General features: G+C 55.8%; 24 protein-coding genes. 4 read left to right on the forward strand and 20 right to left on the reverse strand.

Annotation, left to right across the window (positions count from 1 at the left end):
• Positions 1-3: 3 nt before the first annotated feature.
• The 9 genes from L2097_RS09230 to L2097_RS09270 all read right to left on the reverse strand — a co-directional run bounded on the left by L2097_RS09230 (position 4) and on the right by L2097_RS09270 (position 11,712).
• Positions 4-2,277 carry a type VI secretion system Vgr family protein gene (locus L2097_RS09230; protein ID WP_250352678.1) on the reverse strand — a complete coding sequence of 758 codons (2,274 nt, stop codon included), beginning with the start codon at positions 2,275-2,277 and terminating at the stop codon, positions 4-6.
• Positions 2,278-2,490: 213 nt separating this feature from the next.
• Positions 2,491-2,718 (reverse strand): Imm74 family immunity protein, encoded by a 228-nt coding sequence (locus tag L2097_RS09235; RefSeq protein WP_250352679.1) that lies wholly within the window; start codon positions 2,716-2,718, stop codon positions 2,491-2,493.
• 26 nt (positions 2,719-2,744) lie between these two features.
• Positions 2,745-3,152, reverse strand: coding sequence for a DcrB-related protein (locus tag L2097_RS09240; RefSeq protein ID WP_502799295.1), 408 nt, complete (start codon positions 3,150-3,152; stop codon positions 2,745-2,747).
• A gap of 66 nt (positions 3,153-3,218) precedes the next feature.
• Positions 3,219-4,739: a serine/threonine protein kinase gene (locus L2097_RS09245; RefSeq protein ID WP_250352681.1), complete on the reverse strand. Its 1,521-nt coding sequence runs from the start codon at positions 4,737-4,739 to the stop codon at positions 3,219-3,221.
• Positions 4,740-4,765: 26 nt separating this feature from the next.
• On the reverse strand, positions 4,766-7,378 hold the full coding sequence (gene tssH, locus L2097_RS09250; protein ID WP_250352682.1) for a type VI secretion system ATPase TssH: 2,613 nt from the start codon (positions 7,376-7,378) through the stop codon (positions 4,766-4,768).
• Between the two features lie 48 nt (positions 7,379-7,426).
• Entirely contained in the window at positions 7,427-8,470 is a 1,044-nt protein-coding gene (tssG, locus tag L2097_RS09255) for a type VI secretion system baseplate subunit TssG (RefSeq protein WP_250352683.1), read from the reverse strand.
• Entirely contained in the window at positions 8,467-10,338 is a 1,872-nt protein-coding gene (gene tssF, locus L2097_RS09260; RefSeq protein ID WP_250352684.1) for a type VI secretion system baseplate subunit TssF, read from the reverse strand. Before tssF ends, tssG begins: the two co-directional genes overlap by 4 nt.
• Positions 10,339-10,340: 2 nt before the next feature.
• Entirely contained in the window at positions 10,341-10,907 is a 567-nt protein-coding gene (gene tssE, locus L2097_RS09265; RefSeq protein ID WP_047370820.1) for a type VI secretion system baseplate subunit TssE, read from the reverse strand.
• Positions 10,900-11,712: a type VI secretion system accessory protein TagJ gene (locus L2097_RS09270; RefSeq protein ID WP_250352685.1), complete on the reverse strand. Its 813-nt coding sequence runs from the start codon at positions 11,710-11,712 to the stop codon at positions 10,900-10,902. Before L2097_RS09270 ends, tssE begins: the two co-directional genes overlap by 8 nt.
• Positions 11,713-11,930: 218 nt before the next feature.
• Here L2097_RS09270 and L2097_RS09275 point away from each other — a divergent pair, with 218 nt between their 5' ends.
• The 3 genes from L2097_RS09275 to L2097_RS09285 are packed head-to-tail and all read left to right on the forward strand — an operon-like array spanning position 11,931 to position 12,667.
• The gene (locus L2097_RS09275) at positions 11,931-12,230 is read left to right on the forward strand and encodes a hypothetical protein (RefSeq protein ID WP_250352686.1); all 300 of its coding nucleotides are present in this window, start codon (positions 11,931-11,933) and stop codon (positions 12,228-12,230) included.
• A gap of 36 nt (positions 12,231-12,266) precedes the next feature.
• Complete coding sequence (locus tag L2097_RS09280) at positions 12,267-12,527, forward strand: hypothetical protein (protein WP_250352687.1); 261 nt, start codon at positions 12,267-12,269, stop codon at positions 12,525-12,527.
• Positions 12,491-12,667, forward strand: a complete 177-nt coding sequence (locus L2097_RS09285) for a hypothetical protein (protein WP_250352688.1) — start codon at positions 12,491-12,493, stop codon at positions 12,665-12,667. The genes L2097_RS09280 and L2097_RS09285 overlap by 37 nt, the downstream gene beginning before the upstream one ends.
• A 27-nt stretch (positions 12,668-12,694) precedes the next feature.
• On the opposite strand, the gene L2097_RS09290 is transcribed toward L2097_RS09285, so the two are convergent.
• The 6 genes from L2097_RS09290 to L2097_RS09315 all read right to left on the reverse strand — a co-directional run bounded on the left by L2097_RS09290 (position 12,695) and on the right by L2097_RS09315 (position 18,347).
• Complete coding sequence (locus L2097_RS09290; protein WP_250352689.1) at positions 12,695-13,690, reverse strand: hypothetical protein; 996 nt, start codon at positions 13,688-13,690, stop codon at positions 12,695-12,697.
• 21 nt (positions 13,691-13,711) lie between these two features.
• The gene (locus L2097_RS09295; protein WP_047370823.1) at positions 13,712-14,506 is read right to left on the reverse strand and encodes a PP2C family protein-serine/threonine phosphatase; all 795 of its coding nucleotides are present in this window, start codon (positions 14,504-14,506) and stop codon (positions 13,712-13,714) included.
• Positions 14,503-16,287, reverse strand: coding sequence for a type VI secretion system-associated FHA domain protein TagH (gene tagH, locus L2097_RS09300; RefSeq protein ID WP_250352690.1), 1,785 nt, complete (start codon positions 16,285-16,287; stop codon positions 14,503-14,505). The genes L2097_RS09295 and tagH overlap by 4 nt, the downstream gene beginning before the upstream one ends.
• A 100-nt stretch (positions 16,288-16,387) precedes the next feature.
• Positions 16,388-17,068: a hypothetical protein gene (locus tag L2097_RS09305; protein WP_250352691.1), complete on the reverse strand. Its 681-nt coding sequence runs from the start codon at positions 17,066-17,068 to the stop codon at positions 16,388-16,390.
• A gap of 111 nt (positions 17,069-17,179) precedes the next feature.
• On the reverse strand, positions 17,180-17,662 hold the full coding sequence (locus tag L2097_RS09310) for an Hcp family type VI secretion system effector (protein ID WP_039079483.1): 483 nt from the start codon (positions 17,660-17,662) through the stop codon (positions 17,180-17,182).
• Positions 17,663-17,918: 256 nt separating this feature from the next.
• On the reverse strand, positions 17,919-18,347 hold the full coding sequence (locus tag L2097_RS09315) for a Rap1a/Tai family immunity protein (protein ID WP_250352692.1): 429 nt from the start codon (positions 18,345-18,347) through the stop codon (positions 17,919-17,921).
• Between the two features lie 87 nt (positions 18,348-18,434).
• Here L2097_RS09315 and L2097_RS09320 point away from each other — a divergent pair, with 87 nt between their 5' ends.
• The gene (locus tag L2097_RS09320) at positions 18,435-18,857 is read left to right on the forward strand and encodes a hypothetical protein (protein ID WP_250352693.1); all 423 of its coding nucleotides are present in this window, start codon (positions 18,435-18,437) and stop codon (positions 18,855-18,857) included.
• A 72-nt stretch (positions 18,858-18,929) separates the two neighbouring features.
• Here L2097_RS09320 and tssC read toward each other — a convergent pair whose 3' ends face one another.
• From tssC to tssM, 5 genes are all read right to left on the reverse strand, one after another.
• Positions 18,930-20,429, reverse strand: coding sequence for a type VI secretion system contractile sheath large subunit (tssC, locus tag L2097_RS09325; RefSeq protein ID WP_047370828.1), 1,500 nt, complete (start codon positions 20,427-20,429; stop codon positions 18,930-18,932).
• A gap of 3 nt (positions 20,430-20,432) precedes the next feature.
• On the reverse strand, positions 20,433-20,963 hold the full coding sequence (tssB, locus tag L2097_RS09330) for a type VI secretion system contractile sheath small subunit (RefSeq protein WP_047370829.1): 531 nt from the start codon (positions 20,961-20,963) through the stop codon (positions 20,433-20,435).
• A 62-nt stretch (positions 20,964-21,025) separates the two neighbouring features.
• Positions 21,026-22,036: a type VI secretion system protein TssA gene (gene tssA, locus L2097_RS09335; RefSeq protein ID WP_250352694.1), complete on the reverse strand. Its 1,011-nt coding sequence runs from the start codon at positions 22,034-22,036 to the stop codon at positions 21,026-21,028.
• Between the two features lie 12 nt (positions 22,037-22,048).
• A complete protein-coding gene (gene tagF / locus L2097_RS09340; RefSeq protein ID WP_047370831.1) occupies positions 22,049-22,756 on the reverse strand; it encodes a type VI secretion system-associated protein TagF in 708 nt (235 codons plus the stop codon).
• Positions 22,757-22,772: 16 nt separating this feature from the next.
• On the reverse strand, positions 22,773-26,387 hold the full coding sequence (tssM, locus tag L2097_RS09345) for a type VI secretion system membrane subunit TssM (protein WP_250352695.1): 3,615 nt from the start codon (positions 26,385-26,387) through the stop codon (positions 22,773-22,775).
• Position 26,388 lies beyond the last annotated feature (1 nt).

Genomic DNA, 26,388 nt, shown 5'->3' on the forward strand with positions numbered 1-26,388 from the left:
CTCTTATATAAACATAAAAACACCAGCGGCATGAAGGCTCATTGCTAGTGAATCAAACTCCACCCCGGCAACCCGGGTTTTTATACCATTATCAATATGGATGGTCACTGGATTATTTTCCATCTTCATCCCGGTAAGACCAAAGCTCAAGGGCGTCACTGAAATATTTAGGCCTTTAATATCTACTCCAGCACCGGTGATTCCTAAAGAGGCGCCGATATAACTTTCCTGATGACCATGAGCATTTGTCACCCAATACGGAGTATCAATATTCACTTCTGTATCAGAATGTATTGTGATTTTATTCGGAGATTGGATCAGCGTTTCTCCTGATGCAATGGTCTGGGTCCATCCCCCATTGATTGTGGTGTTGACCTCACCCGTTATCTCATTATGCTGACCACCAGAGCTAACAATTAAACGATCACCATTACGAATTTCAGTATTACGCCCACCTGTCTGGATAAACGTTTCTTGTTTTCCATCTTTTATGGTTGTGGACTGATTCCCTTGCGCTATTTTTGTAGTCTGATCGCCCGTGATTTCATTTAATTCTCCCTTGCTCAGAATCGTCATATGACGTCCTTCTTTGATATTGATAACTTCACTGTTATTGAAGTTTTTTTGCTCAACATCATCCACCGTGGTCGTCCTTTTCTTCCGGTAGTAGAACGTGGCATCGCCCGTCACATCATCCGTCTGCGTCTTTTTGATCGTCGTCGTCCGGTTACCGTCGATATTGACCGTCTGATCATTCTCGACCGACACCATCATGTCTTTCTCGGAGTGCATCTGCACCGATTCATTACCCGGACTGTCTTCAAAAAACAGGAAGCTGGCATTATCGATGCTGCCATCCTTGCTGCGGGTCATAAAGCCCATGCGGGTGGCATCGCCGGGCAGATCCCACGGCGGCATACTGGCTTCGTTATAAACACGCCCGGTAATGATAGGTCTGTCAGGGTCACCGTTAATAAAATCGACCACCACTTCATCGCCGACACGCGGGATCTGCACGCCGCCAAAGCCTTGACCTGCCCATGCGCTGGAAACACGCACCCAGCAAGAACTGGTATCGTCGCCTTTTGCCTGCCTGTCCCAGTGAAATTTCACCTTCACCCGGCCATAGCGATCGGTCCAGATACTTTCTCCCTGCGGACCGACGACTTTCGCGGTCTGTGGCCCATAGGTACGCGGCCAGGCCGTTTTTTGCGCCGGACGGTACGTGACCGAAGAGGGAATGACTGTGAAATCAATACGGTGCATTGTTTCCGTCCCCCCACCGCTGGCGTAGGCATTCTCTTCCAGCCAGTAGTTGGCTTCCGTGGTCAGGTATTCCGCGTTATCGCTGAAAAAGGGGGCGTTATAAAGGGTAAAAGTATGTCCTGGCGCGATACCCAGCGCGGTGGCACTACCCTGTATCTGCTGGTGCTCAACCTGCCAGCGTTCCTGATGAATGCGGGCATAGAATTCACCGTGTCCATGGTCAACAAAGCGTCCCGGCCAGTCATAAACATTAATGCTGCCGGGTTCTGGCGAGTTCGGATTCTGGCGCGCCTGAAACAGCCAGGCATTCGGCTTGCGGAAATCATAATCATCCAGGCTGTAGATCCCCGGCGTCACGCTGTCGGTCAGCGCCCACTGGCTGATCCCTTCTTCATCGGTGCTGCCGCCGGATGGCGTCACATGGTAGGGAATGGATTCATAACCGGCAAACGGTTGATGCTGGCTGGCGGCATCTGTCAGCACCATGACGTGCCGACCGGATTCGTGGCGGAAGAAGTAGCTGATCCCCTCCAGTTCCATCAGGCGGCTGATAAAGTCGAAACTGCTCTCCTGATACTGTACGCAGTAATCCCAGACGCGGTAACTCTCGCTGAGTTTGTCTTCAACATTAACCTTGCTTTCAGAAAGCAGGGTTTTGACGATTTGCGGTACCGTCTGCCCCTGGAAAATACGCAGGTTACGGTCGCGCTGCATCGGCCACAAGTCGGATTCAACATTAAGCTGGTAGACCGCATAACGGGTGCCGGACAGTTCCACGGCGCTGACGGCCACACGGGTCACTTTGCCGTTCAGGTACCTTGGCGTCGTCATATCCTGCCCGGGAATGGTGACGGTGACGGATTTCCCCAGCAGTTGGCTGCGGTCCATTCGGGCATCGGTGCCCAGCAGCGTCAGGCCAAGCGCGTAAGGTTCTGACAGCGCTTCACGCCCTGACAGTTTCCAGAACAGTAGCCCATCTACGGGGAGCTGTACGGTAATACGATTGTGCATAAGGTTAATTCCGTTACAAAAAGCATGAAGAACCAGGTGCAATCATTAATTATCGTGCCCGAGCGACAAATATAATCAACCAGTCAGTCTGTGAGGATATTACAAAAGTGGGCGATGGCTACCGTTTTGCCTGTTAATTAATATCAGGAAAGGCCAACAGGCATTTATTTTCGGAAAACTCCTGGCGAATATGACAGCATAGCGCAATGGCAATTAAACGAAATGGATCACCATTTGTGAGCCTGCCGTTTTTTTAATCGCCTCATCCATATATTGCCGTTTTATTTCATCAGTGAGCGGTGTTTTTTCATGCGGCGGTTCAAACTGCTGCATGCTTTTTATCTCGGCGTAAAAACCGCCGATAACCTTCTCCCCTTGCGCTTTAATTTTCCTGCCATCCATATCCAGAATTATATAGGAACTCGTTCCGGTAATGTTCATTATGCGGCCACGTTGCGTTTCAGGTACTACTTCCCACGATGAAACTTAATACTCTGAATAATTTCCTGATATTGCTGCTGATGACATTCGTTAAATTCCCCCGGGCAGGTCGCCACATAGCTCACCAGTTTTTTTCCGGCAGGTGCTGCGTCCAGTAAAATAAGGGTCTGACGCTGGAAGATAACGCGGTTATCATTTTTAAATTGATAGAAAAGCTCAACGGCCGGGTAGCCGTCAACCGTCAACATTTGCGTCGATTCAAGATAAAAATCCGTAAGCGTATCTTTTAGTTCGCGAAGCGTTCTGGCGGCGACAGCATGTACTTTATCGTCGGCATTTGCACTGGCGCGAGACACGACAAACGTAAATTCATTGCCACCATCAACAGTGTGTGTAAATGCATTCATAGTTCGGTCTTTGGCTGTATAGGGCATTGCCACATTTATTTTTATGCAACCGATGGTCTGCCGGCCCGCTCTTGCGTACCGGCAGAGAAGAACTTACGGTTGCGGATTTACCAGCCAGGTACCTGCACTGGTGATATTTAACGTCTGATGACGGGTCTGACCGTTACCCTGCAACACCAGCGCATACTGGCCCGGCTGCAGTTTCAGAGTCGCAAAACCATTGCTGGCCGGTGTTATCGACTGTGATTCCCCGTTAAGGGTCAGTTTTTCCCCCTCATTCATGCGCACATAGACCTGTGCAATCGCCGCAGGCGGCGTGGTTGCGGCGGGTTTATCTGCCGCGACAGGTGCGGTTTGCGCCGGAGCAGTCGACGCCGTATCGCGTGCAGGGGCTGTTGTGGCGGGCGTTGCCGCCGGCGGCGTCGAAGCCGGCGCCGTGTTTTGCGCAGGCGGGGCGGCTGGCGTGGCTGGTGTGGCTGGCGCGACAGAGTTATTGGCAACCCCGGCGCTGGTACTCTGATCCGCATTCTCCTGCGGCGCATCGCTCTGATGGAACAGTACGCCGCCGGCGATCAGGCCAACCAGCACCCCGGCCGCCACCAGCCCTGGCACTTTGTAACGCCGCCAGTCCAGCACGCCCGGTTTCTCTTCCACTTCCTCAATGGGAACCAGCATGGTCCCTGGCTTTTTCACGCTCAGCACGTCATCAAGTCCGGCGACCGGCATTTCGAGCAGCGCTGCAAACTCATCTATAGTCTGCGGGCGGTCTTCCATTTTCAGCGCCAGCGCCTTGTCCACCGCCTGCAACAATGACGGGGAGTAGCCGGGCAGATGGCGATGCGCCAGCGGCTGATAGCCATCCTGAATGCTACGCACCACGCTCACGGGCGGCGGTGAACCCACGATCAGCGTATGGAGCACGGCGCCAAGGGCGTAGATATCTGTCCATGGCCCCTGCTCACTTTCGTTATCGTCAGTGTATTGTTCAATCGGCGCATAGCCTGGGCGCAGCATGGTTTCGGTTTCGTCGGATACCGAGCCAATACTGCGGCGGGCAGAGCCGAAATCCAGCAGAACCGGCAGACCGTTATCCTGAATCTGAATGTTATCCAGCGAGATATCGCGGTGCAGATACCCTTCGTCGTGGATGGTTTTGATCGCCCCGAGCAGCATCGGCAACGTACGACGGATCCATGCTTCGTTGATCATCTGCGGGTTCTTTTCGCGCAAACGGGAGAGCGTGGTACCGCTGTAAAAAACCGTCCCCATGTAGGCGGTGTCGTTTTGCACCCAGAAACGCAATACGTGCAGCAGGTTTGGGTGATTAAAACGCGCCAGCAGACGCGCTTCCTGGATAAAGCTGTTCAGTCCGGCGGAAAAGGCCTTACCAAAGCGCTCGCTACGCAACACCAGCGTCATGTCGTCATTGCGTACCGCAAGCGTTGAGGGCATGAACTCTTTAATGGCTATAGTGCGTTCGAGTTGATGATCCCAGGCACGGTAGACAATGCCGAAACCGCCACCGCCAATCACCTCTTTGATTTCGAACTCATTAAAGCGGTATCCCGTCGGCAGTGCGTTCGGTACAGTCCGGTTGTTTTCGTGATCCGTCATAATGGAAAACTCTCTTGATAATGGCATTACGCCGCAAACTGACAGTGAAACTCGCCCTGTGCAAAGGTGACGTGTAAACGTCGGTATTTCTCGTCGCGCGCGCTGGCGTCGAGCAAAAGCTGACTCATTTGTGGCAACAACGTGTTGGTCAGGATCGCATCGACCATTCGGCCGCCCGATTCAACCTCCGTACAGCGCTGGACGATTTGCGTGATGACGCTTTCATCCACCTCAGAAATAATACCGTGGTTCTCCTCAAGACGACGCTGGATGCGTTTGATTTGCAGACGCACAATCAACGCGAGCATCGCTTCGCTTAAGGGGTAGTACGGTACCACCAACAGGCGGCCTAACAGCGCAGGGGGGAAAACCTTAAGTAATGGGGGACGCAATGCATCACGCAGCGCGTCGGGATCCGGCAACAGTTCCGGGTCGGCGCACATACCGCTGATAAGATCGGTCCCCACATTCGACGTCAGAATAATGATGGTGTTACGGAAATCGATATGTCGCCCTTCGCCATCTTCCATCCAGCCTTTATCAAATACCTGGAAGAAGATTTCATGGACATCCGGGTGCGCTTTTTCGATTTCATCGAGCAGCACCACGCTATACGGACGACGGCGCACGGCCTCGGTTAGCACGCCCCCTTCACCGTAACCCACGTAGCCCGGAGGTGCGCCTTTCAGGGTGGAGACGGTATGCGCCTCCTGGAATTCACTCATATTAATGGTGATCACATTCTGTTCACCCCCGTAGAGCGACTCCGCCAGCGCCAGTGCGGTTTCGGTTTTCCCGACACCTGAGGGGCCACACAACATAAATACACCAACCGGTTTATTCGGATCATCCAGCCGGGCACGGGAGGTACGCACCCGGCGGGCAATGGCCTCCAGACCGTGGCGCTGACCAATGACCCGCTCATTGAGGGTATCCGCCAGTTTCAGCACCGCGTCGATTTCATTTTTCACCATCCGACCCAGCGGGATCCCGGTCCAGTCAGAGACCACCGCGGCAACAATATTGGCATCGACGGCGGCAAACAGCAGCGGCGCATCGCCCTGAACCTCGCGCAGCGCCTGCTGTTGCTGTTCCAGTTCATTACGCAGCGCCGGATGTTCCTCCTCCGCCGCCTGGCTGAGCGCGCGACGCAGGCGGATAATCTCATCCACATGCTCCTGCTCCTGCTGCCAGCGCTGGGTCAGGGCATCGCGCACGTCGCCAAGACGCTGGCGTTCGGCCTGTAGCGTTGCCACGCGGCTTTCATCACCGGCCGCCATGCGCGCCTCGCGCCCGGCGATCTCTATCTCGACATCCAGCCCGGCAATGCGGTGCAGACAATCTTCCAGTTGCGGTGGCGGCGCACTAAGGCTTACCGCAACACGCGCACAGGCGGTATCGAGCAGCGCCACGGCTTTATCGGGCAACTGGCGTGCCGGGATATAACGATGGGATAACTTCACCGCCGCGACCACGGCTTCATCTAACAACAGCACCCGATGGTGTGTTTCCAGCGCCGAGACGGTACTACGTAGCATCAGTACCGCTTTTTCTTCATCCGGCTCAGCTACTTGCACTGTCTGGAAGCGACGGGTCAGCGCCGGGTCTTTTTCGATGTATTTTTTATATTCAGCCCAGGTCGTCGCGCCGATGGTGCGCAACTGGCCACGCGCCAGCGCAGGTTTGAGCAGGTTAGCGGCATCGCCCGTTCCTTGCTGCCCCCCCGCGCCAATCAGGGTGTGGATCTCATCAATAAACAGCATGATCGGCACGGGGCTGGACTGCACTTCGTTGATCAGCGCCTGCAAACGGGCCTCAAATTCCCCTTTCATGCTCGCGCCAGCCTGCAACATACCAATGTCGAGCAACCACAACTGCACATCACGCAGCGGTTCCGGCACGTCGCCTGCGGCAATGCGTAGCGCCAGCCCTTCAACCACCGCGGTTTTACCGACCCCGGCTTCGCCAGTAAGCAGCGGGTTGTTCTGACGGCGGCGCATCAGGATATCCACCATCTGGCGGATCTCCTCATCACGCCCGACCACCGGATCGATTTTGCCGTCACGCGCCCGTGCGGTGAGGTCCTGCCCATACTGCGCCAGACTTACCTGACGTGCTGGCGCGGCGGCTGCATTTTCCGGCACAGCGACAGACTGCGAGGCTTCTTTGCTGTCGGCAAAAATGGCATCAAAATCATCGAGCAGCGCATCAACACGCACCCGTTCAAACTGCGAGGAGATACCTTTTAATACCGTTGCCAGGCTCCAGGTTTTTAATAAGCCAATCAGCAAGTGACCGCCGCGAATACGGTTGACGCCAAATTTCAGCGAACCGTAGACCCAGGCGCGTTCGACCGCGTTATCAATATGCTCAGACAGATCGGAGACGGAACTTGCACCGCGCGGCAGGCTATCCAGCGCGTGGACGATATCCTTCGTTAAGGCTTCCTCGCTCAATGAAAAATGACGAATCACCTGCTGGAGATCCCCCTGGTCTTGTTGCATTAACGCATGCAACCAGTGAACCAGTTCCACATACGGATTACCGCGCAGCTTGCAAAAGGCGGTGGCGCTTTCCAGCGAGGAAAATAACAGCGTATCCAGTTTGCCGAAGAGCACGGCACGGCTAATTTCTGACATGATCGATTCCGTGAATGTAAGAGATAACGCCTGGGAGACAGTGAGGGATCACCGCTCCGGACTGAAAACCAAATCACCGCGTGCAAGCGGCTGCGGCTGCATACCCAGCCAGGCGCTGTAGCCCAGGCGCCCTGAGCCGCCCAGCGCCGCACCGGTCACATCCTGACGCTGTAACAACACGCGCAGTGACCATTGATACTCAATGCCGAGATACTGACGAACCCAGTCGCGAAGCCGGGTTACCCAGTCCTCGCCGGGCAGAAAATGACGATAGGTTTCGGCATCCAGCGGCCCCAGTTCAATACGAAAGTTATGCGCGACATCGCGTACCGCCGCGCCCAGAAAGGCCGATTCACCCAGGCGCGGCGCACGCCGCCCGCCCTGTAGCCGCGCTCTTTCTCGCTCACCCAGAGGCATCCATTGTGGAATGTTGGTCACGACTTTCACGGGCACATTGAAGTAGGCGCGCAGGATTTTTTCCAGCCCTTCCGGGTCGCGACCGTTACGCGTTAAATGTCCGGCCAGGGCGAAACGGGCATGCGGACTCAGCGAGCCTTTTTCCAGTTGTCCCGGCTGCCCCATGCCGATAAGCGAAGCGATATACCGTTCGAAACGTTTGTTGTCCGCGCGATCGAGTGAAACCGTTGGCTGCGCATCCGCCCAGGCACGATAAAACAGGAGCGTCAGGCGGTGATGAAACAGGTCAGCAAACGCCGTCAGACTCTCATCCTGATGGTGATCCAGCCGCTCGCGCGCATACTCTGTCAGATGCAGCGGCAGCGGCCCGTTCGGCCCGAACAGACCAAAACTTAAAATCGACACATCATACAGAGATGACTGGTCGCGTTGACGCACCTCTGCCAGTGTTGAAGGGGCAAACCCGAGCGACGGTTTCTGACCAATACGCAGAGGTTCAAAGCGCGGCAGCGGCGCGCGACCGAGCGGATAACGTTCGCCACCCTGGGCGTCAACACGGCGTAACAGGGTAAACAGATCGTAGCGCCAGGGTGCCGCCATCACGTTCTGCCAGAATGACGGCGGCATGGCGGTTGCCCGCTTCACGGGAGCCAAACGAGCCAGCGTTTCACTCATATCAGCGCCCTTTTGCCCATGCGCGGAGGCCAGTAGCCCACTTCGCCGCGCTGCTGACTGTTGAGTGTGAATTCGGTAAAGCTGTTGATCGCCACCAGCCGTGCGAACACGCGTTCCAGCACGCTGCCGAACAGCCACGGACTAAAACCGGAAAAGGCTTGTTCATCTACCGTCAACGAGATACTCACACCACGGGCGAAAACAATCGGCCCCGGTTCCGGTACCCGGCGGTGTACCGGCCGCAATACGCACTGGCGGACACCGTCAATTTGTCTGGCCACCGGGGCTTCCGCCAGCCGGGTATAGAGGCCCAGCAATTGCCGAAGTGCCGCTGCCCCTTGCCCTTCTTCGCCGTCCATCAGGCTCAGGTAATTCATCTGTAGCTGACTGACCAGTTGCCAGGTACTGAACCCTTCCGCCAGCGCCGGACGCGGGGGCGTTGGCCCTTTACGCAAATATGGATTTTTAACCGGCAGTGAGTCCGGCAGCACAAATTTGCCCATCTCCTGCTGAAGCATTAACGGCAGGTCGCGACTGGTACACAGCACCTCAGCGGTGATGTAACGCAGGTCGTCGCGCCAGGGGGCGTGTTGTTCATCCACCAGCGAGGCAAACACTTCCGAGCCGATATACCCGGTACGCGTACCGTAGCGCTGGGCATGTTCTGACAGGCCACGCTGTTCGCGGCGCAGTGAAAAGTAAGCGCCGTAGTTGCCATTATCCTGGCTCTGGCTACGCCAGAACGGGCGGAACTCTTGTTCATCACGCTGCCCGTCGACGCTGGCATGAATGCGGGTGACGGCGTAAATTTCGTAATCCATCGGACGAATGTTATCGACCACCAGATGGTATTCGTGCTGGCTGTCGCTGAGTTTTTGTCGTTCCGCCACTTTGGCGAACAGGTTCACCACCGGGGTGCAGTGCAGCGCCAGATGGTTTTTATCCACCACACGCTCAAGCTGATCATCAGCTTTATCCAGCAGGATGATGATGTCAAAGGTGGTGGCATCACCGCTCTGCGCCAGCAGCGGACGCAGCCCTTTCAGGCTGAAAAAGAGGAAGCGCGACGGAAAAGCAAAATATTCCTGTAGCAGACGGTAACCGTCAAAGTTACGCAAATCGTCCGGCAACAGCGCCTGATCGGACTCGAACCCTTCCTGGCGTACAGCATCTTCCGGCAGAACCAGCGGCGCAGTTGAGGTACCGGGAATCAGCGCCAGCGCTCCGACCTGATGCGCCATCAGCAGCTCCAGCAGTTGCAGTGCCTGCATATCCGGGCCGCTTAAAAAGAACTCCACGCGGTCAAAATCAAGGTGTGAGAGCTTCACCGGACCGTCACAGCGCAGCCGGATCCGCAGCGCGCTCACCGCGCCGCTCTGGCCGAGGCCGATACGCAACAGCGGCAGGTCGGCGGGCACGCCGCCCAGTTCGACCGCGCTAATGCTCAGCGGCAGGAGTGTCACGTCATGCGCGGTGGTGTAACTGCAGGTGACGCCATTTTTCTTGAGCGTCTGGCTGTCCATCATGGTGCCGCGCGGCACCACAAAGCCTTTACTTAAATCCCCTTTCGCCGGGTCAGGCTGTAGTTCGGCAATGGCCATTGACGGGGTGGGCGCAAGGTAGTTTGGCGCGATCATCTCCAGCAGACGCTGAGAAAAGCGGGGAAACTCGGCGTCCATCTTGAGCTGCACGCGGGAGGTCAAAAAGGCGAACCCTTCCATCAGACGCTCGACATACGGGTCGGCGACGTCCATGCCCTGCATCCCCAACCGCCCCGCCACTTTCGGATAGCGGCCGGCAAACTCCTGGCCCATTTCTCGCAGCCAGGCCAGTTCGCGGTTGTAATACTCGAGTAATTTACTCTCCACGCTTACCCCACATCTTTTAACTCGAAATGGCCATTTTCCAGGTCGACATCGGTGCGAAACAAAAAGGATAACGGATACGGCACGCACCACAGGCGGCCTTTGATTTCAATCGACAAGACGTTGTGCAGATCCAGCGACTTTGTATCGGAGATGCAGCGCACCATCAGCCCCTGCGGCAAAATTCGTGGTTCGAAATGCAAAATAGCGTCGGTGAGCTTGCGCTGGATATCCTGCCATTCAATGTCGGACATGCGCTGACCGGCCAGCGGTGCCACGCCAAAATTGGCGACCGAGCGGCGCACGTGACTCAGTCTTGAGAGATCGTTTTGCGCCTCGTTATTGATGGTATTGAACAACCACTGCAGGTCACGCAGTACGTGGCGACGCAGCGCATTGTGCGAGACCAGATTGCTGTTGACCGGTTCCTGCTTTTTATCCGGCGCGTCATCGGTCAGGCGGTCCAGCAATGACGGCTGCATTTTGTCGCGCGCCCCCGGCGATTCTTTGCCGGTTCTGGCGCGCCAGCCGCTGCGCAACAGATCGCGGTCGTCCTGGGGCTGACTACTCATGGACTTCGCCTCGTGCAAAACGCAGGCTGACTAAATCGAGCAGCGGGTATTCCGCCGTATCGTTAAGCCATACCTTTTGGCCGCGTCCCATGTAATGGGGCTCCTCGCCTGGCAGCGGTTGCCACTCGGTCGTGCGCGACAGCAGGAAACGGTCTTCCACCTGATTGTCCAGAGGATAGCGCGCCGGGATCTGACAAACTTGCTCGCTGCCGTCATGCAGGCGGATACGTGTGTGCCGCCAGACCAGGTCGATGACGCTCGCCGGGGGCTGAAACTCCATCTCTTCAATCGCGCTGAATGGCAGCCAGAAATAGCGCCCGTTGACGATGGCTTCGCAGACCGGGCCAAAGCGACAGTCGCCATCCATCAACCAGTCGAAGCTGTGGGTGGTGCCATCCTGTAAGGTCAGTTCACCGGGAATCGCTTCGGCCTGTTCCAGCGCGCCAATGCGATGCGAGCAGGCTTCGGTGGCGGAGAGATCGAGGGCGGCAACCATTGTCGCCAGCCATGGCCAGTGTTTGTCCGGCATTGTTGGACGCGCCCGTCCGGCCATCACTTCCACGCGCTGACGTTCGCCATTGATGGTCTGCTCAAGCAATGTAATGGTCGGTTGCGCCTGTGGCGTCAGCGCCAGCCAGCTTTTGAGCTGCGCCAGCGCGCGCGGCCAGTTGCCCTCAAGGCAAAGCATTTGCGTAAAGGCCGCACGCAGGTCGGCATCGCCTGGCTGCTTGCGAATGCGGTTTTCCAGTTGCCCCAGACTCTCCCGGAGTGATTCTCCCGCGAGTTGTTGCTCTAGTGTGTTCATCACCGCTCCTCAGTGTAAGACAAATGAAATGGTGGGGGTTTTCCTCTCACCGCACCCCCTCGTACCGTAACCCCGGTAAGCATCGCGCCATCGGGGACCCTCCCGGATGGCGGCGCAGACGCCTTATCCGGGCTACGCGGTAAAGCGCCCGATTGTTTCCCTCTCACCTGGCGGCACCGTAGCCCCGGTAAGCATCGCGCCATCGGGGACCCTCCCGGATGGCGGCGCAGACGCCTTATCCGGGCTACGCGGCAAAGCGCCCGATTGGTTCCCTCTCACCTGGCGGCACCGTAGCCCCGGTAAGCATCGCGCCGCCGGGGACTCTCCCGGATGGCGGCGCAGACGCCTTATCCGGGCTACGCGGCAAAGCGCCCGATTGGTTCCTTCTCCCCTGGCGGCACCGTAGCCCCGGTAAGCATCGCGCCACCGGGGATTCTCCCGGATGGCGGCGCAGACGCCTTATCCGGGCTACGCGGCAAAGCGCCCGATTGGTTCCCTCTCACCTGGCGGCACCGTAGCCCCGGTAAGCATCGCGCCACCGGGGACCCTCCCGGATGGCGGCGCAGACGCCTTATCCGGGCTACGCGGCAAAGCGCCCGATTGGTTCCCTCTCCCCTGGCGGCACCGTAACCCCGGTAAGCATCGCGCCACCGGGGACTCTCCCGGATGGCGGCGCAGACGCCTTATCCGGGCTACGCGGTAAAGCGCCCGATCGGTTCTCTCTCCCCTGGCGGCACCGTAGCCCCGGTAAGCATCGCGCCACCGGGGATTCTCCCGGATGGCGGCGCAGACGCCTTATCCGGGCTACGCGGTAAAGCGCCAGATTGGTTCCCTCTCCCCTGGCGGCACCGTAGCCCCGGTAAGCATCGCGCCACCGGGGATTCTCCCGGATGGCGGCGCAGACGCCTTATCCGGGCTACGCGGCGAGTTACCCGAGCGGTCCCCTCTCCCTTGAGGGAGAGGGTTAGGGTGAGGGGGAAAATTAATGCACAGCCTTATAGGTGCCGACCGCCGGGTCGCGCAGTTGCGGGCGCAGGGAGTCAATCAGCAAAATATTGAGCGTCGTACCCGGGGCGAACCACGGGGTCCAGACTTTGCGGACCTCATCAAGCCGTGCCTGCAGCCGGGCCTGATCGTTCACCAGTTCGCGCGAAACTTCGACCGCCACAGTACCGTTCGCCTGCCAGCCGCTCAGAGAAGGGACATAAGGCAGGATCATCCAGCTTTGACCGAGGCTGCCTTCGCTGGCGACCATCCGCTCGTTATTGACGGTGGTTATCAATAAACGGTCGGCATCCGCACTGTCGCTCAGACCGCTTACCGGGAAACCATGAACAAAGGTCATCGTGGTTTTACGCTCAATGCCGTTGCTGATTTGGCTTACATCACTGCGGCCATTTAGCCAGCCACCCTTCTCACATTTACCGTCGTCTTTAGCCGGGATAAATAGCGCCGGACTGCTGCTGTCGCCCTGCCAGAAGGTACGCAGATGACAGCCATCCTGGAGAGTAAACTCCTGCCACGGCGTGCGGTTCGCCACAGGCGAGTTATCTTCCGGTCGTCCTTCCGGCAGTTGTAATCCACTGGTGCTATTTGCCGCTGGCGGCGTAGTGGTCGTCGCAGCCGCCGGTGTCACAACAGGCGCCCAGTCTTTCGCTTTGCTTGCGGTCCCCTGGGCCAGCGTGTTGTTTTGCGCATCGGTTAATTTCCAGCGCACCAGCGTTAAGGTGCCGCACTGGTTTTCCAGCAGCGCGCCCAGACGCGGCATAAAGCTATCGAGCACGGTGACTTTTTTATCGCCATTCGCCACGATACGCAGCGGTAATTCTCGTGCGCACCAGCTTTTCGGCGAGTTATCCGCGATGTCGTCGATCCAGATATCCAGTTTTTGTGTAGGAGACTGCACGATACGGTAGTTTTCAGCCTGAGCGCCAAAACAGACCGCGAACAGCGCCAGCCCCGGAAGCCAAAGTTTCATAAAATTCCTTGTAAGCCTGTATCAATCACGAAGAGGGAAAAACTGCGACGCTTGCGCCAGCGAGTGCAGAAGCGTGGTGTCCTGCGGGGCACCTACCCACACTGCCACAGCGCTGTAATTGTCCTGCTGATCACGACTTTCCACGTTGGTACGCAGCAGTATCTGATTCATTAATGTCAGCCATTCATGGGGGGTGTTCACCATATGAAGGGACTGTTTCATCTGCTCTTCGCTCACTCCGTGCCAGAAACCGTCAGTGCAGAGCAAAAACACATCGCCATCTTCAATCGGCACCACATCGCTGTAGCTGGCTTCGCGTTCATCGTCACCCAGTCCCAACGCGAAATAGAGTAAGTTGCTGTTGATGCCATCGGTCTGGTGTCCGGCGTCCTTCATCTGTTGTACCAGACTATGATCGGTCGTGACGTGGTACAGCCAACCGCGGCGAAAGAGGTAAAGTCGGCTGTCTCCCGCATGCACCCAGTAGGCCAGATGGTAATCGCGGTCAATAAACAGGCTTACCATGGTGGTGCCCATACGCTGAAATTGCTCAGCCGCTTTTTGTTCGGTGCGAATGGCGTTGTTGGCTTCGTAGATATACTCGCGAATGTATTGCGCATTCAGATGCTGGTCGCCATCGAAGCGGGTAATGATGGCATTGCGGGCGAGCTCGGCCGCCACATCGCCGCCGGGAAGCCCGGCAATACCGTCGCATACCACGAAACATGCGGCGCGTTCGCCAATGCTTTCACCGGTTTGATCCTGGTTACTCGCACGCGCGCCCTGTCGGGACATTGAGGCGGTGCTGATATTCATTGTTGTTCTTCCGATGCGCTTTGTGAGTCTTTGTACTGGTTTACTTCCATGTCGTAAGCGTGCAGGAAAGCTTCGCCAAAGAGCGTGTGGAAGTCGTCATCGATTTCACCGGCCGTTTGTGCGTAAGACCGCACAAAATAGTCCCACAGCGCCGCTTTGCGATTAGAGAGCATGCCAAGGCGCGCCGTCGCCCCGTCGCGTTTGGCGTCCTCTTCCAGCAGTTCCGGGTTAAAGGATTGCAGCATGGCGGCAATAATGGCGCGAATGCCGGAGATCATCCCCAACTGGTGAGCCTGCAAGTCGATCAGCGCATCGCGCACCGATTTTTTCGGCGGCATAAAGCCAGGCATACGGGTACCGAACATCTGCATCAGCACGGTTTTGCCGGAAGGCAGCAATTTAAACGGGTTGTTGGCGTCGTCGAGTACCATCGTCATGTCCGCTTTGACCCCACGTTTAAGGATTGAGCGTGATGACAACAGCGCCACTGTCCCTTGCGAAAACATGCTCAGCATCTGTCCGAGCTGGCGCATGTTTTCCCGATCAAACTGTGGCGTGGGCTGCATATCACTGAGCCCCATCCCCTCAAGCAGCGCATCCAGTAGTTCGCCTTTAAGCACATCACCGCTGCCCTCGCCGCTGCTGGTCGTTGCGGATTGCGCGCTTTCGCTCTGCACCGGATCGATCCGCAAGCGCCCTTTCGGCGTCTGCGCGGCGGCACGCTGTACGGTCTGCGGCGTAGGTAACGTGATGGCGACATATTCCGGCACCTCGCTGCTGGCTTCCGGTACCACGGGTTCCGGAGCAACAAACAACGGCTGTACATCTTCTGGCGCGGAGTGCGGCACAATGTCGTCATGGGGTACTATCGGTTCAGGCTGCGGCGGGAGCGGCGCTTGCCAGGCCGGTTCCGTTTTCTTCGACTCAGACGGGGCAATATCGTCTGCATGGCTTAGCGGCACGGCGCCACTGAGTAATCCCAGCGGGTCGTCATCACGTGCCTGCTGCGTGCTCGCGCCGCTACCGCCAAACAGGGCTAACGGATCCAGTTCATCCGGCGCGGGGGCGTCCTGTTTGACAGTGGGTTCTACGGGTGGCACCAGCGTTGACGGCGTGGCATCGGCGAAGATACTGTCATTTTTAAACAGCGGTTCGTCGTTAAACAGTTTGTCCGTGTCGATCGAGCGCGGCGCAGCGGCGGCATCGTTTTTACTCAATAAGGCCAGCGGGTCTTCCGGGTTACGCTCCGGTTCTTTCGGCGCGGCAAACGGATTGAGCGCCTGGGGCTCTGGTTTCGCACGGTTACTGGAGATGCTGTCGGAAATGGAAAATTCCTGCATCAGGCTATCCCAGATCTCCGTTGGCACGGCGGTGGTGGCGTTCTCTTTTTTCTCCACCGGAGTCGGATCTGGCGTAAGTCCTGCCTGCACATTCGCCGCCATACGGCTGACCGGCTGGGTGTCAAGAATCAGGTCGGTGACTTCAATGCGGTATTCGTCAATATCCAGGATATCGCCATCCTGCAATTCAACCTGGCGGCCCCGCTCCAGCGGAATGTCGTTGAGCACGACTCGGGTCACGTTGCCACGGTTAGTAATGCGGCATTCCCCGTTCCCGGCGATATGTACGATCGCCTGCAGGCGCGATATGGCGCGCTCGTTGTCCGGCAGCACCAGGTTATTGTCCGTTCCGCGTCCAATGGTGCCTCCCGGCGGATAAAAATCGCAGCGGCTTTGCGGAGGTTGATGACCGGGTTTATTGGTAACTATTGTGAATCGCATAGCGTATTCCTGCTGGAGTTATTAGCGTTCCGAAAAGGGTCAATTCTGATAACGCTGGTGCTGGAAAATAAAAATGCCAGTGAAGCCAGGAATCAGTGGCTTAATTAATGGGTTGTAGATCATTAAGTTTAATAAATCCCCGCGCCTCGCCCAGCAGGCCGGGTTTGTCTTCATCACGTACCGCAACCTCAATCCAGGTAGGGTTGATTGTTTTGATTTTTACCAGTGGCGTTCCGGGAGTGGCAGGCTGTAAATCTTTCGCCCCGGCATCAGGTTGCTGCTTGAAATATTTATTCTCTATCCCAGATTTCAGGGTATAGGTCATCATCCATGGAACGGCTTCACAACCTGCGTTTTTTTCAAGTTTATCGGTATCAATAGCGTTTTTATCCGCAGGTTTGAAATGCGTCAACTCACCAGTAAAGTAACGATGTTCGCACTCTGTCGACCCCGTAAGTTTATCAACCGTGATAGCACCAGCACGCTCGATGTGCCCCTCTTTCCAGGTCAAAAATTCCGATGGAATAGGGGAAAAGTAACGCGTGAGTGGCTCAGATTCAGCGTCTTTTTTATCAACATTAAGATTGATGACTTTCTCAACAGTATCACCATCCGTAGTCACGAAATAACGGTATTTCAGTTCTGGCGTATTCCGCTGACCATCATCGCTCCATATGGGTAACCAATAAGCCTGAAGAATACCCTGATGCAGGGTCTGTTCTGCGGCTGTGGAAAGTGAAGCAAAAAATACCGTGGTAATAATAACGAATGTCTTGAGCATGACTCGTCCCTTTCTAATGACTACCAGAGACGTTTTATGGAGATGAAGTAATGTGCCATACGCTCCCTTTAGCTCTTTCAGCGATCCCTTTCGGGATCGCTGCAAAAGACCTTACGCTTCTTTGTTTTCTTTGATATTCCAGCCAGCACTGGTTTCAGCGCCTTTACCACCAGAAGAAGACTGTTCCCAGTACTGCTGTTTCACTTTCGCAGCCTGGAATGCGTAAGTTACGCCAACGGTATCGCCATTATCCGCACCGGTGTACTGCACGGAGGTCACTAATACCTCTTCCAGCGTAATGCGTGCATATTCAACCTGCTGGCCGCCCGCTTTGCAGACGGAAAGCTCAACTTTGGTCAAATGCTTGCCGCTGGCGCAGTGTTTCAGTATTGCCGTTGTGGATTTGTCAATTAATGCGTTTACATGCAGGTCATTGAAATTAACTTTACCGGCACCACCGCCACCGCCGACGCTCATATTCCCTGGCTGTGAAGCGCCCCAGGAAAAAGATGTAATATCAGTCCAGCCGGTGTGGTTAGAATCTTTCGACTCACCCGTAACGCCATCGACCTTCAGAAACATATCAATAGCCATAATATTTACTCTTCGTTGATGATGATTATTGCTTTCGAAAAAGCGTGTATATACCCGTCATTACTGATGGTATAGAACAAATGGGTAAATATGGGGCCAGCTAAAACCGTCCATATTTTACCTCTCCCTCATATCCGCCATCATGACCCTGCCGGATATGCTTTGCGTTCCCTGAACAACAAGGATCGCGAAGATTAACGCTGTGAATTGTCTAAAAAATAAAACTAAGGGTGCATCTTCTTTGCGCATAATGCGCTTATTTTTTGATCTGCTTTTTGCATGGGAATATGGCTGCCAGCGACGCAACAATAAGGGCTGATGCCCGGGTTTTACGCTCCTGCGGTGTTAAATTCGCAAAACGGGAAGAGAGATTTTCATGGGCCGATGAGGGAAGTAGCCGTCGATAGCTGCACCAGTTTTTTCCTTCCGTCGCATCCATCACGCCAAGTAAATACATTTCAGCCTTGATCCGCTCCCGCTCGTTCGTTTTCGAGAACCAGGCGTTCGCAAAGCGTTCACTGCTCATATTGACGTCAAAGCCCGTCAATAAATCGCTATCACGCAGCAAATTCGCAGTGTCGTCCTGAGGTAGCGGCGCTGCCCGCGGGTATTCGTAGGTCTCAGCATTTGCCAGCCCCGTCGCGAAACCACAGAGCAGGCTGAGTGCGATGTAGAATTTTTTCATGTCCAGCTCCCTGTTCCCGATTCGGCAAAAAGCACCGAAGCCTGTTCCTTGTATAGCCCCGGTAAGCGCAGCGCTACCGGGGAAAATATGACCGTCGCCCTTAAAAAAGATCTCAATAAGCCTACTGTCTATTATTCGATGATATTTATTGCTTTCGAAAAAGTATTTATCTGGCAAGCAGCAAAGCGTGGGGGACGAATAACACAGCTTACTGTAGCGCTGATTTTTACCACATCGAATGACGTGTTAATATCCGTTAACTTCCCGCTTTATCAAGGTCAAGGATTGAAAATGAAAAGAATCCTCGCGTTGTTTACAATGATTATTTTACTGCTTGTTGGGGTGTATGCCCTTGTCGATATCTTCAGCTCGCTTTGGTTGGTTCTTAAATATGAATCACTCAATGCTTATTCTACCGGCGTATTAGCAGGGAAAGTCATATTTCTCCTGGTGGTCAGTGGGCTATGTCTTATTGTCCGGCGGATTTACAAAAATAAAATCAACAGGTGAACCAGATAGTGAGCTTACCTATGGATTAGCGCGATGCCGCAGGCGTGTTGACAGCCTGCGGCGTGCCTGCGCTTATGCCTCTTTGGTTTTCAGCGACGGCAGTTTTGATACCAGACGCAGCGAGACAGTCAGTCCTTCCAGTTGATAATGCGGACGCAGGAAGAATTTCGCGGTGTAGTAACCGGGGTTATCTTCAATTTCCTGCACCTGTACTTCGGCGGCGGCCAGCGGTTTGCGCGCTTTGGTCTCCTGAGAAGAGTTTGCCGGGTCGCCATCGACATAGTTCATCACCCAGTCGTTCAGCCAGCGCTCCATTTCATCACGCTCGCGGAATGAGCCAATTTTGTCGCGCACAATGCACTTGAGGTAATGCGCAAAACGGCAGCAGGCGAAGAGGTATGGCAAACGCGAGGCCAGACGCGCATTGGCGGTCGCGTCGGCGTCATGATATTCCATCGGTTTTTGCAGCGACTGGGCGCCGATAAACGCGGCGAAGTCTGAGTTTTTACGGTGAATCAGAGGCATAAAGCCATTCTTCGCCAGCTCGGCTTCGCGACGGTCACTGATCGCGATTTCGGTCGGGCACTTCATGTCCACGCCGCCGTCATCGCTCGGGAAGGTGTGGCATGGCAGGTTTTCCACCGCCCCGCCGGATTCGACACCACGAATCGAGGTACACCAGCCATACTCTTTGAAAGAGCGGTTGATGTTCGTCGCCATCGCATAAGCCGCGTTCGCCCACGAATAGTTGCTGTGGTTAGCGCCATCGGTCTCTTCTTCAAAATCGAAGCTATCAACCGGGTTAGTACGGATACCGTATGGCAGGCGTGACAGGAAGCGTGGCATCACCAGCCCCAGGTAGCGGGAGTCTTCCGATTCACGCAGCGAACGCCAGGCGGCGTACTCGGTGTTCTGGAAAATTTTGGTCAGGTCGCGTGGGTTCGCCAGTTCCTGCCAGGATTCCATCTGCATGACGCTCGGCGCGGTGCCGGTAATAAACGGACAGTGCGCCGCCGCGCCGATGCGTGCCATTTCACCCAGCAGTTCCACATCCTGCGGGCTGTGATCGAAGTAGTAATCTCCCACCAGGCAGCCAAACGGTTCGCCACCGAACTGGCCGTACTCTTCTTCGTAGATTTTTTTGAAGATAGGACTCTGATCCCAGCCAACACCTTTGTAGCGTTTCAGAACGCGCCCCAGTTCCGGTTTCGAAATGCTCATAAAGCGGATTTTCAGCATTTCGTCGGTTTCAGTGTTGTTGACCAGGTAGCTCAGTCCGCGCCATGCACTTTCCAGTTTCTGGAACTCTTCGTGATGAATAATCTCATTCACCTGCTGAGAGAGTTTTTCATCAATCCCGGCAATCAGATTCTGAATCGTGCGGTACGTGTCCGAGGAGAAAGTGACGGTATTGGCCAGCGCCTGCTGAGCCAGCGTTTGTACCGCAGACTCGACCGCAGAGCGCGCCTGTTCCGTTTTCGGGCGAAACTCTTTATTGAGCAGCGCGCTGAACTCGTCCTGGCTGAATGCTTCGCCCTGCTGCAGCGCTTGCTGTTGGGTTACATTGCTCATGATTTACTCCTCTTTACCTGAGGTGCTGGTGCTATCGCGATTGTCCGGCATCTGGCTCAGCGATTTCAGCAACGTCGGATCTTTGAGAATTTTAGCAATCAGCTCTTCCGCGCCGTTTTTGCCGTCCATATACGTCAGTAGATTGGAAAGCTGGGTACGGGCTTCGAGCAGCGAATTCAGCGGCTCGACTTTGCGTGCCACCGCATCCGGCAGGAAATCTTCCATGCTGTCGAAGGTCAAGTCGACATTCAATTTGCCTTCCCCGGTCAGGGTATTGTCCACCTGGAAGGCCACGCGCGGTTTCAGTGCCTTCATTCGCTCATCGAAGTTGTCGATATCAATGTCAAGGAACTTGCGTTCGTCAACAGAAGGCAGATTCTCAACCGGTTTACCCACCAGGTCAGCCATCACCCCCATCACAAACGGAAGCTGAATTTTGCGCTCCGCGCCGTACACTTCCACGTCGTATTCAATCTGAACGCGTGGCGCGCGGTTACGCGCGATAAATTTTTGTCCACTGTTACTCGTTGCCATGATGTTCTCCATCGAAGATGCGCGGTGACGCTATCGGGATTGTTTCACCCTGTCGTCAAAGGTTAGGGGTGACGCCCAAATATATTTTCCAGTTGCTGTACGCCATCTGGCGCCAGATCGCGAACGATCGCCATAAAATCCAGTTCGATCAGCCGCTGTACGCGGTCAATCATCAGCGGAGCGGGATGGCTTGGCTCATGCTGGGCAAAATAGAGCTTCACTTTTTCCAGCATGAGCTGCGCATCGGCGCGGCTGTTAAGCTGCACGCTCCGCCAGTCTGTATAATTAACAGGCGCTGCGGCGGGTGTCGTCGCCGACGCCTGAGAGGGTGAAGAGGTCGCTGTCTCGTCGGGCTGCGCGTCGTCGCCTGTGCGACCCGCGCGGTTAATCAAAGTTGCGGTCTTAATGAGTTGTTCCATTTCCGGCGCACCACTCTCCCCAAGACGTTCCACCAGCCAGCTACGGATAGTATGCAGCCGCCCTTCGATTTGCATCATCACGCTGGTGGCCTCTTTTCCGGCGCGGGCCAGCTCATCAACCAGTCTTACTCGTCCGCCGGGGAAATTTGGACACTCGGTTTTGCTGCCGTCCAGTAGCGCCTGCGCGTCGCGGACGGTCAGCTCATCGCCATTGCTACGCAGTAAAATGGACTGGCGGAGTGTGGCGGTGAGCGTAGATTTATCACTGAGCTCTGCCAGTGCGTTGATACGATAAAACGGATCTTCTTCGCCGTTTTCTGTCAACGCAGGCCATAGATCATCCCAGTACAGGGCCAGCGCCTGACCGATAAGTGAAAGCCCGTCTGCATAGCCTTCCAGACCACGGCGACGCGTCCAGGCATGGGTCAGCGCCAGCATGACGCGCAGATCTTTGGTCCGTGACAGCAGGGCGGTGGCGAGCTTTTCAACGCGCGTCCAGTCTGCCGGCTCTGCGGGAATGATGGTATCGCCAAATTGCTGTTCTGCTTTGCCCTGGCTTGCCTGTTCCAGCGCCTGAAATTCAGCGTCATACTCCAGGTTTTCACCACAGGGCTGCGTCGGGCTGACGGGCTCAAGTAAGGTTTCAAGAGTCATACACAGATTCGCTTAATCAAACATCGGAGGATAAAGACCATGACGACCCGGTCGCGCGCCGCCTGCCGGATCGAACAGCATGGTAAAAAGCTGCCCGGTGAAGTTGCCGCTATGCACGTGGGTGTAAAGCGGATAGCCATCGCTACGGTTAGTCCACCAGAAACTGGTCTGGCGCAACGGGTCAAAACATTCCGCGGCCTGACGCCAGCCAAGCGTTGGCGCCGCGTCGCCTTCGTAACCAATAACATCAAGAATTTCCGAGCGGCTTTCTTCCACCACAGGCTGCGGTGTGGGAATCAAGAGCAGCGACTGATCGAGTTGCTCTGCGGAGTAACCGTTACGCATCGCATGCAGCAGGGTTCGCCCCAATTGCTGATACCAGTCACCCGACTGCGCAAGTTGCCGTGCGGACCACTCCAGCGGGTTTATGGCCAGCAGAGCGCACAGTGGATATTGCCGCCCGACGCTATCGCGACCGGGTAACAAACAGCCCATTTGCACCTGCTGCCCGCCTAACATTGGCGGCACGACAAAATTCCATATCGGCGCATTGCCGAATTGCCTGTCCGCCGCACGCTCTTCCTCTTTTTGCCAGTTCATCAGACCCACCTGAAACCAATGGGACCATTGACGCTGGAGCGCGTCCGGGAAACGTCGCTGTAAGAAGTCGCCGGCACTGGGCAATTTTCCATACCAGCTAATTGCACTCGTCGTAGTCATTCGACTTTCCTTGCGGTTAAGGGCATGCGAAACGGGGAAGCTGAAACGGGTTGCGGATGCTGCCAGGGATGAACTCAAGCGTGACCTGGTGTCCATCAACGTTATACGTTGCCTGGCGGCTCAGGCTACTGCTGCCCGGCGTCACTCGCGCCTTGTCAACAAAGCGGTTCAGCGCCCATGCGCCATTCGTTACCAGCGTCGAGGTCGTGCCATTCGTCAGCCCAAGCTGCATCCGTACCTGGTTGGTTCCGCCCGGCCCTGGCCAGTTCACCAGTTGCACCGCCTGCGGACCGTGGCTGTAACGGAGAATCTGCCCATCCACATCCAGCGTCAGGTTCAAGATCGCGTTGTCCATGCTCACGGTACGTACCGTCACACGATAAGAGGGCGTTGCGCTTCCCCCGGCGAAAAAAGCATCGCGAATAGATTGCGACTGTTGGAACGGCGCCAGTAATCCTTCGCTACCCGGTAAGGTCTTACCATCAATGCCCGGCATAAAGCGCCAGGGTGACTGGGTGGTATCCACTTTGCTGGTCAGATTGTCGCGAAAGAAACTGTCCATCAGACCGGTGCCTGGGGCAAACATGCGCGCCAGATCGTCTGGCGTCACTTCACTGCTGGCATTGCGCACCAGCGGGTAACGTCCGGCGATGGCCTGGCGGCAAAAACCGCCCACTTCCACGCTGATACGCTTGCGGACATTTTCCAGCTCGCGACTTTGCGTATCGCTACTGGCCCCCACCGCCATATTACTGAACATTGACTGCAGCCCGCCGGGCAGACGCCCTGCGCTGGCCTGCAGGCGGCTGATGGCTTCACCGCCGGGGGCCGGCATACCGCTGTTCGCCGCATCCTGTACCGCCGTCAGGTAGCGATAAAGTTCATCAATCTGTTTAAGAAAATCATCAAACACGATAGTTTTGCCGCCTTTTTCCAGCGGCTGAGCCAGCTCGATAATCGGCGCGTAGTGTTCCGTTACCCGCTGTTCCGGCGTCTGAACCGAAGCGGCTGCAGGTGCGGAGGTATTACTGTCGCGATTGCCGAATAACACATTTAGCGTGCGGCTGGTGCTGCTGCCTTCATCCGGCTTTTTTTCGCCCTCTTCCGGCGTATCACGGGTCAGCGTCAGCATCTGGCTTAAATTGACCACCAACTGACGTAGCGGCGAACTGTTGCCTGAGAGCAGCCGCGCAGCATTAATGCGCTGTGAAAGGTTGGCGCTGTTGTTGAGCGCAATGTCGCCGAGGAAGCTATCCCACTGGTTGATAAAATCCCGCGCGTAAAGCTGGCGTACTGCGTTATCCGTCTGCTGTTGATCTTCCTGTTTGACGGTAGAACCGAGTACCCAGGCATCATCGGTATGCAACGCATTGGTCACGGTGCCAATCTGCTTATCGAAATGCTGCCAGTAACCATCAGGGGTATATAAACCGGGGATGCCATCATTCAGCGATTTACCGCTTTTGCGCGAAAACACCAGTTCACTTTGCGGGCCAGCCAGTGAGGCCAGCGAAACCGGTTTAAGGTTTTCATCCGCCGCAAGCAGGCGTTTCAGCCGTCCGTAGACGCGTGCCGCAAGGGGTTGTTGGTTAATTAACGCCTGTTCCCTTGCGATCAGCGCCTCGTCTTTGGCAAACGGCGACGACTGAATCTGTGGTTCCAGCAGTTGGGTCAAATGCCATTCCAGACGACGAAGCTGAGCCTGCGTCATGTTCTGCGGCAGGTTACGCTCCAGGTTGAGCATGACCCACTGATGCAGGAACTTACCGTCGTAATGTTTCGGCTGGTAGAGCATCTGATACGCTTTTAACGCTTCATAGCTGTATTCCACATCGCTGCCGTTATCGTTACGCAGCCAGGTGGTGATGCGTGTCGCTACATCCGGTAACAGCAACTCTTGTAACGCTTTTTGGTACAACGCCTGCGACGCGTCGGAGACGTCATAGCCACGGTATAAGCCCATACGGCGAGTCAATGGCGGGCTGTTAACGTCGAAGTCCTCACTTTGCGGCAGTGCCGAGAGACTGTTCAGCAGCGGTAGCAGAGCGAACACATCCCCTTGCGGGCGCTCGCGTAGCGCTTTGATCTCCTGGCTGATGCCCGGCACTTTGGCTTCGACTTCCTGCAGATACGTTTTGTTGTTGCTGTAGCTTGTCAGCCACAGGCCGCTAATCACCACCAGCAGAACCAGCAGCGCGGCATAACCGGCCCACATCACCGCCCGGTTGCGCATTTCCCACCAGCGATTCTGCCCGGCGATACCGGCTTCCTGGAAAATGACGTTCTGCAACAGATTCTTGATAAAGAAGCTTTGCCCTTTACCGCCAGGTACCGGCTCCTCTTTGCTGACGCTATCCCAGCTATCGCCAGTGTTACCACGGGGAAGCGAGAGCGAACGGCCCAGTTCTCCCATCACCCGGTCAAACGGCAACCCTTCCTGAGTACCGCTCGCCAGATAGATACCGCGCGGCGAGAACTCGGTTTCAAAGTTGGAGCGGGCAAACAGTGTGTGCAGATAGTCGGCCAATAGCGGTCGCAGCGCGGCAAACTCCTGAGGGAACAGGTAGCTTTCAGCTCTCGCCTTCGGATCGCTTTCGTGAAGTAAAATATCCGGTAAGGCCGCGTCCAGTCGCTGTTGCAGTAGCGCGTACTCCTGGGTGAAACGCCCCATCAGGTCAAAATCGGCCTGTTTACCCTCCTGCCATGGGAAGGTAAAACCCCAGATCTGGTCACGCTGGGCTTTATCGAACCCGGCGAAATAGGCGCGAAAACCTTTCAGGAGATCCGCTTTGGTGACCAGTAGATAGACCGGAAAACGGATGCCCAGTTGTTCATGCAGTTCGGTCAGGCGTTTACGCAAGTTAAGTGCCTGTTCGCGTGAGGCGTCAGCCGACTGAGTGAGCAAATCGGCAACACTCACCGTCACAATCACCCCGTTGATGGGCTGACGGCGGCGGTATTTTTGCAAAAGACCAAGGAATTTCAGCCATTCGCTGGCATCCTGCGCCTGCTCGCTTTCCTGGGTACTGTAACGCCCGGCGGTATCCAGTAGCACCGCTTCATTGGTAAACCACCAGTCGCAGTTGCGCGTACCGCCAATGCCACGCAGCGCCGTTTTGCCAAATTTGTCGGCCAGCGGAAATTGCAGCCCGGAATTCACCAGTGCGGTGGTTTTCCCGGCGCCTGGCGCGCCAATCACCACATACCAGGGTAACTGATACAGATATTGGGTACTAAAGCGCTGCGTCCACTGCCCGCCACGCTGACCCGGCTGGTTGAAATGCGCTTTTTTCAGCACCTGAGACGCTTCTTCAAAACGATCAGCCAGGATTTGCTCTTCGCTGTTCAACCGTTTGTGATCTGCCGTCTCTTTCGGCGCATTGTCGCTTTTCAGATTGTCCATCAGTTTGCGGTTCAGCCACGCGTTGTAAAGACGCGGAATAATGTGGCTTTGCACCCAGATGAAATACATCACCGCGATGGTGATTACCCGGTTTTGTTCAGACTCCAGCGGGCGTGAATCAACGACAGAGAGCAGCGGACCTATCATCCAGATCACCGCCGCCAGCGCCGTCATCCCAAGAAAACCCCACAATATGCGGTTCGTCAGAATTGAAAGCAGACTATTCATC

Origin of the sequence: Citrobacter sp. MNAZ 1397, from assembly GCF_023613995.1 — a bacterium.
GTDB lineage: Bacteria > Pseudomonadota > Gammaproteobacteria > Enterobacterales > Enterobacteriaceae > Phytobacter > Phytobacter ursingii.

What these genes read in the sequence shown, in the direction of transcription:
- L2097_RS09230 (WP_250352678.1), bottom strand. Translation starts at nt 2,277, where the DNA reads ATGCACAATCGTATTACCGTACAGCTCCCCGTAGATGGGCTACTGTTC.
- L2097_RS09235 (WP_250352679.1), bottom strand. Translation starts at nt 2,718, where the DNA reads ATGAACATTACCGGAACGAGTTCCTATATAATTCTGGATATGGATGGC.
- L2097_RS09240 (WP_502799295.1), bottom strand. Translation starts at nt 3,152, where the DNA reads ATGCCCTATACAGCCAAAGACCGAACTATGAATGCATTTACACACACT.
- L2097_RS09245 (WP_250352681.1), bottom strand. Translation starts at nt 4,739, where the DNA reads ATGACGGATCACGAAAACAACCGGACTGTACCGAACGCACTGCCGACG.
- tssH (WP_250352682.1), bottom strand. Translation starts at nt 7,378, where the DNA reads ATGTCAGAAATTAGCCGTGCCGTGCTCTTCGGCAAACTGGATACGCTG.
- tssG (WP_250352683.1), bottom strand. Translation starts at nt 8,470, where the DNA reads ATGAGTGAAACGCTGGCTCGTTTGGCTCCCGTGAAGCGGGCAACCGCC.
- tssE (WP_047370820.1), bottom strand. Translation starts at nt 10,907, where the DNA reads ATGAGTAGTCAGCCCCAGGACGACCGCGATCTGTTGCGCAGCGGCTGG.
- L2097_RS09270 (WP_250352685.1), bottom strand. Translation starts at nt 11,712, where the DNA reads ATGAACACACTAGAGCAACAACTCGCGGGAGAATCACTCCGGGAGAGT.
- L2097_RS09275 (WP_250352686.1), top strand. Translation starts at nt 11,931, where the DNA reads ATGGCGGCGCAGACGCCTTATCCGGGCTACGCGGCAAAGCGCCCGATT.
- L2097_RS09280 (WP_250352687.1), top strand. Translation starts at nt 12,267, where the DNA reads ATGGCGGCGCAGACGCCTTATCCGGGCTACGCGGCAAAGCGCCCGATT.
- L2097_RS09285 (WP_250352688.1), top strand. Translation starts at nt 12,491, where the DNA reads ATGGCGGCGCAGACGCCTTATCCGGGCTACGCGGTAAAGCGCCAGATT.
- L2097_RS09290 (WP_250352689.1), bottom strand. Translation starts at nt 13,690, where the DNA reads ATGAAACTTTGGCTTCCGGGGCTGGCGCTGTTCGCGGTCTGTTTTGGC.
- L2097_RS09295 (WP_047370823.1), bottom strand. Translation starts at nt 14,506, where the DNA reads ATGAATATCAGCACCGCCTCAATGTCCCGACAGGGCGCGCGTGCGAGT.
- tagH (WP_250352690.1), bottom strand. Translation starts at nt 16,287, where the DNA reads ATGCGATTCACAATAGTTACCAATAAACCCGGTCATCAACCTCCGCAA.
- L2097_RS09305 (WP_250352691.1), bottom strand. Translation starts at nt 17,068, where the DNA reads ATGCTCAAGACATTCGTTATTATTACCACGGTATTTTTTGCTTCACTT.
- L2097_RS09310 (WP_039079483.1), bottom strand. Translation starts at nt 17,662, where the DNA reads ATGGCTATTGATATGTTTCTGAAGGTCGATGGCGTTACGGGTGAGTCG.
- L2097_RS09315 (WP_250352692.1), bottom strand. Translation starts at nt 18,347, where the DNA reads ATGAAAAAATTCTACATCGCACTCAGCCTGCTCTGTGGTTTCGCGACG.
- L2097_RS09320 (WP_250352693.1), top strand. Translation starts at nt 18,435, where the DNA reads ATGACCGTCGCCCTTAAAAAAGATCTCAATAAGCCTACTGTCTATTAT.
- tssC (WP_047370828.1), bottom strand. Translation starts at nt 20,429, where the DNA reads ATGAGCAATGTAACCCAACAGCAAGCGCTGCAGCAGGGCGAAGCATTC.
- tssB (WP_047370829.1), bottom strand. Translation starts at nt 20,963, where the DNA reads ATGGCAACGAGTAACAGTGGACAAAAATTTATCGCGCGTAACCGCGCG.
- tssA (WP_250352694.1), bottom strand. Translation starts at nt 22,036, where the DNA reads ATGACTCTTGAAACCTTACTTGAGCCCGTCAGCCCGACGCAGCCCTGT.
- tagF (WP_047370831.1), bottom strand. Translation starts at nt 22,756, where the DNA reads ATGACTACGACGAGTGCAATTAGCTGGTATGGAAAATTGCCCAGTGCC.
- tssM (WP_250352695.1), bottom strand. Translation starts at nt 26,387, where the DNA reads ATGAATAGTCTGCTTTCAATTCTGACGAACCGCATATTGTGGGGTTTT.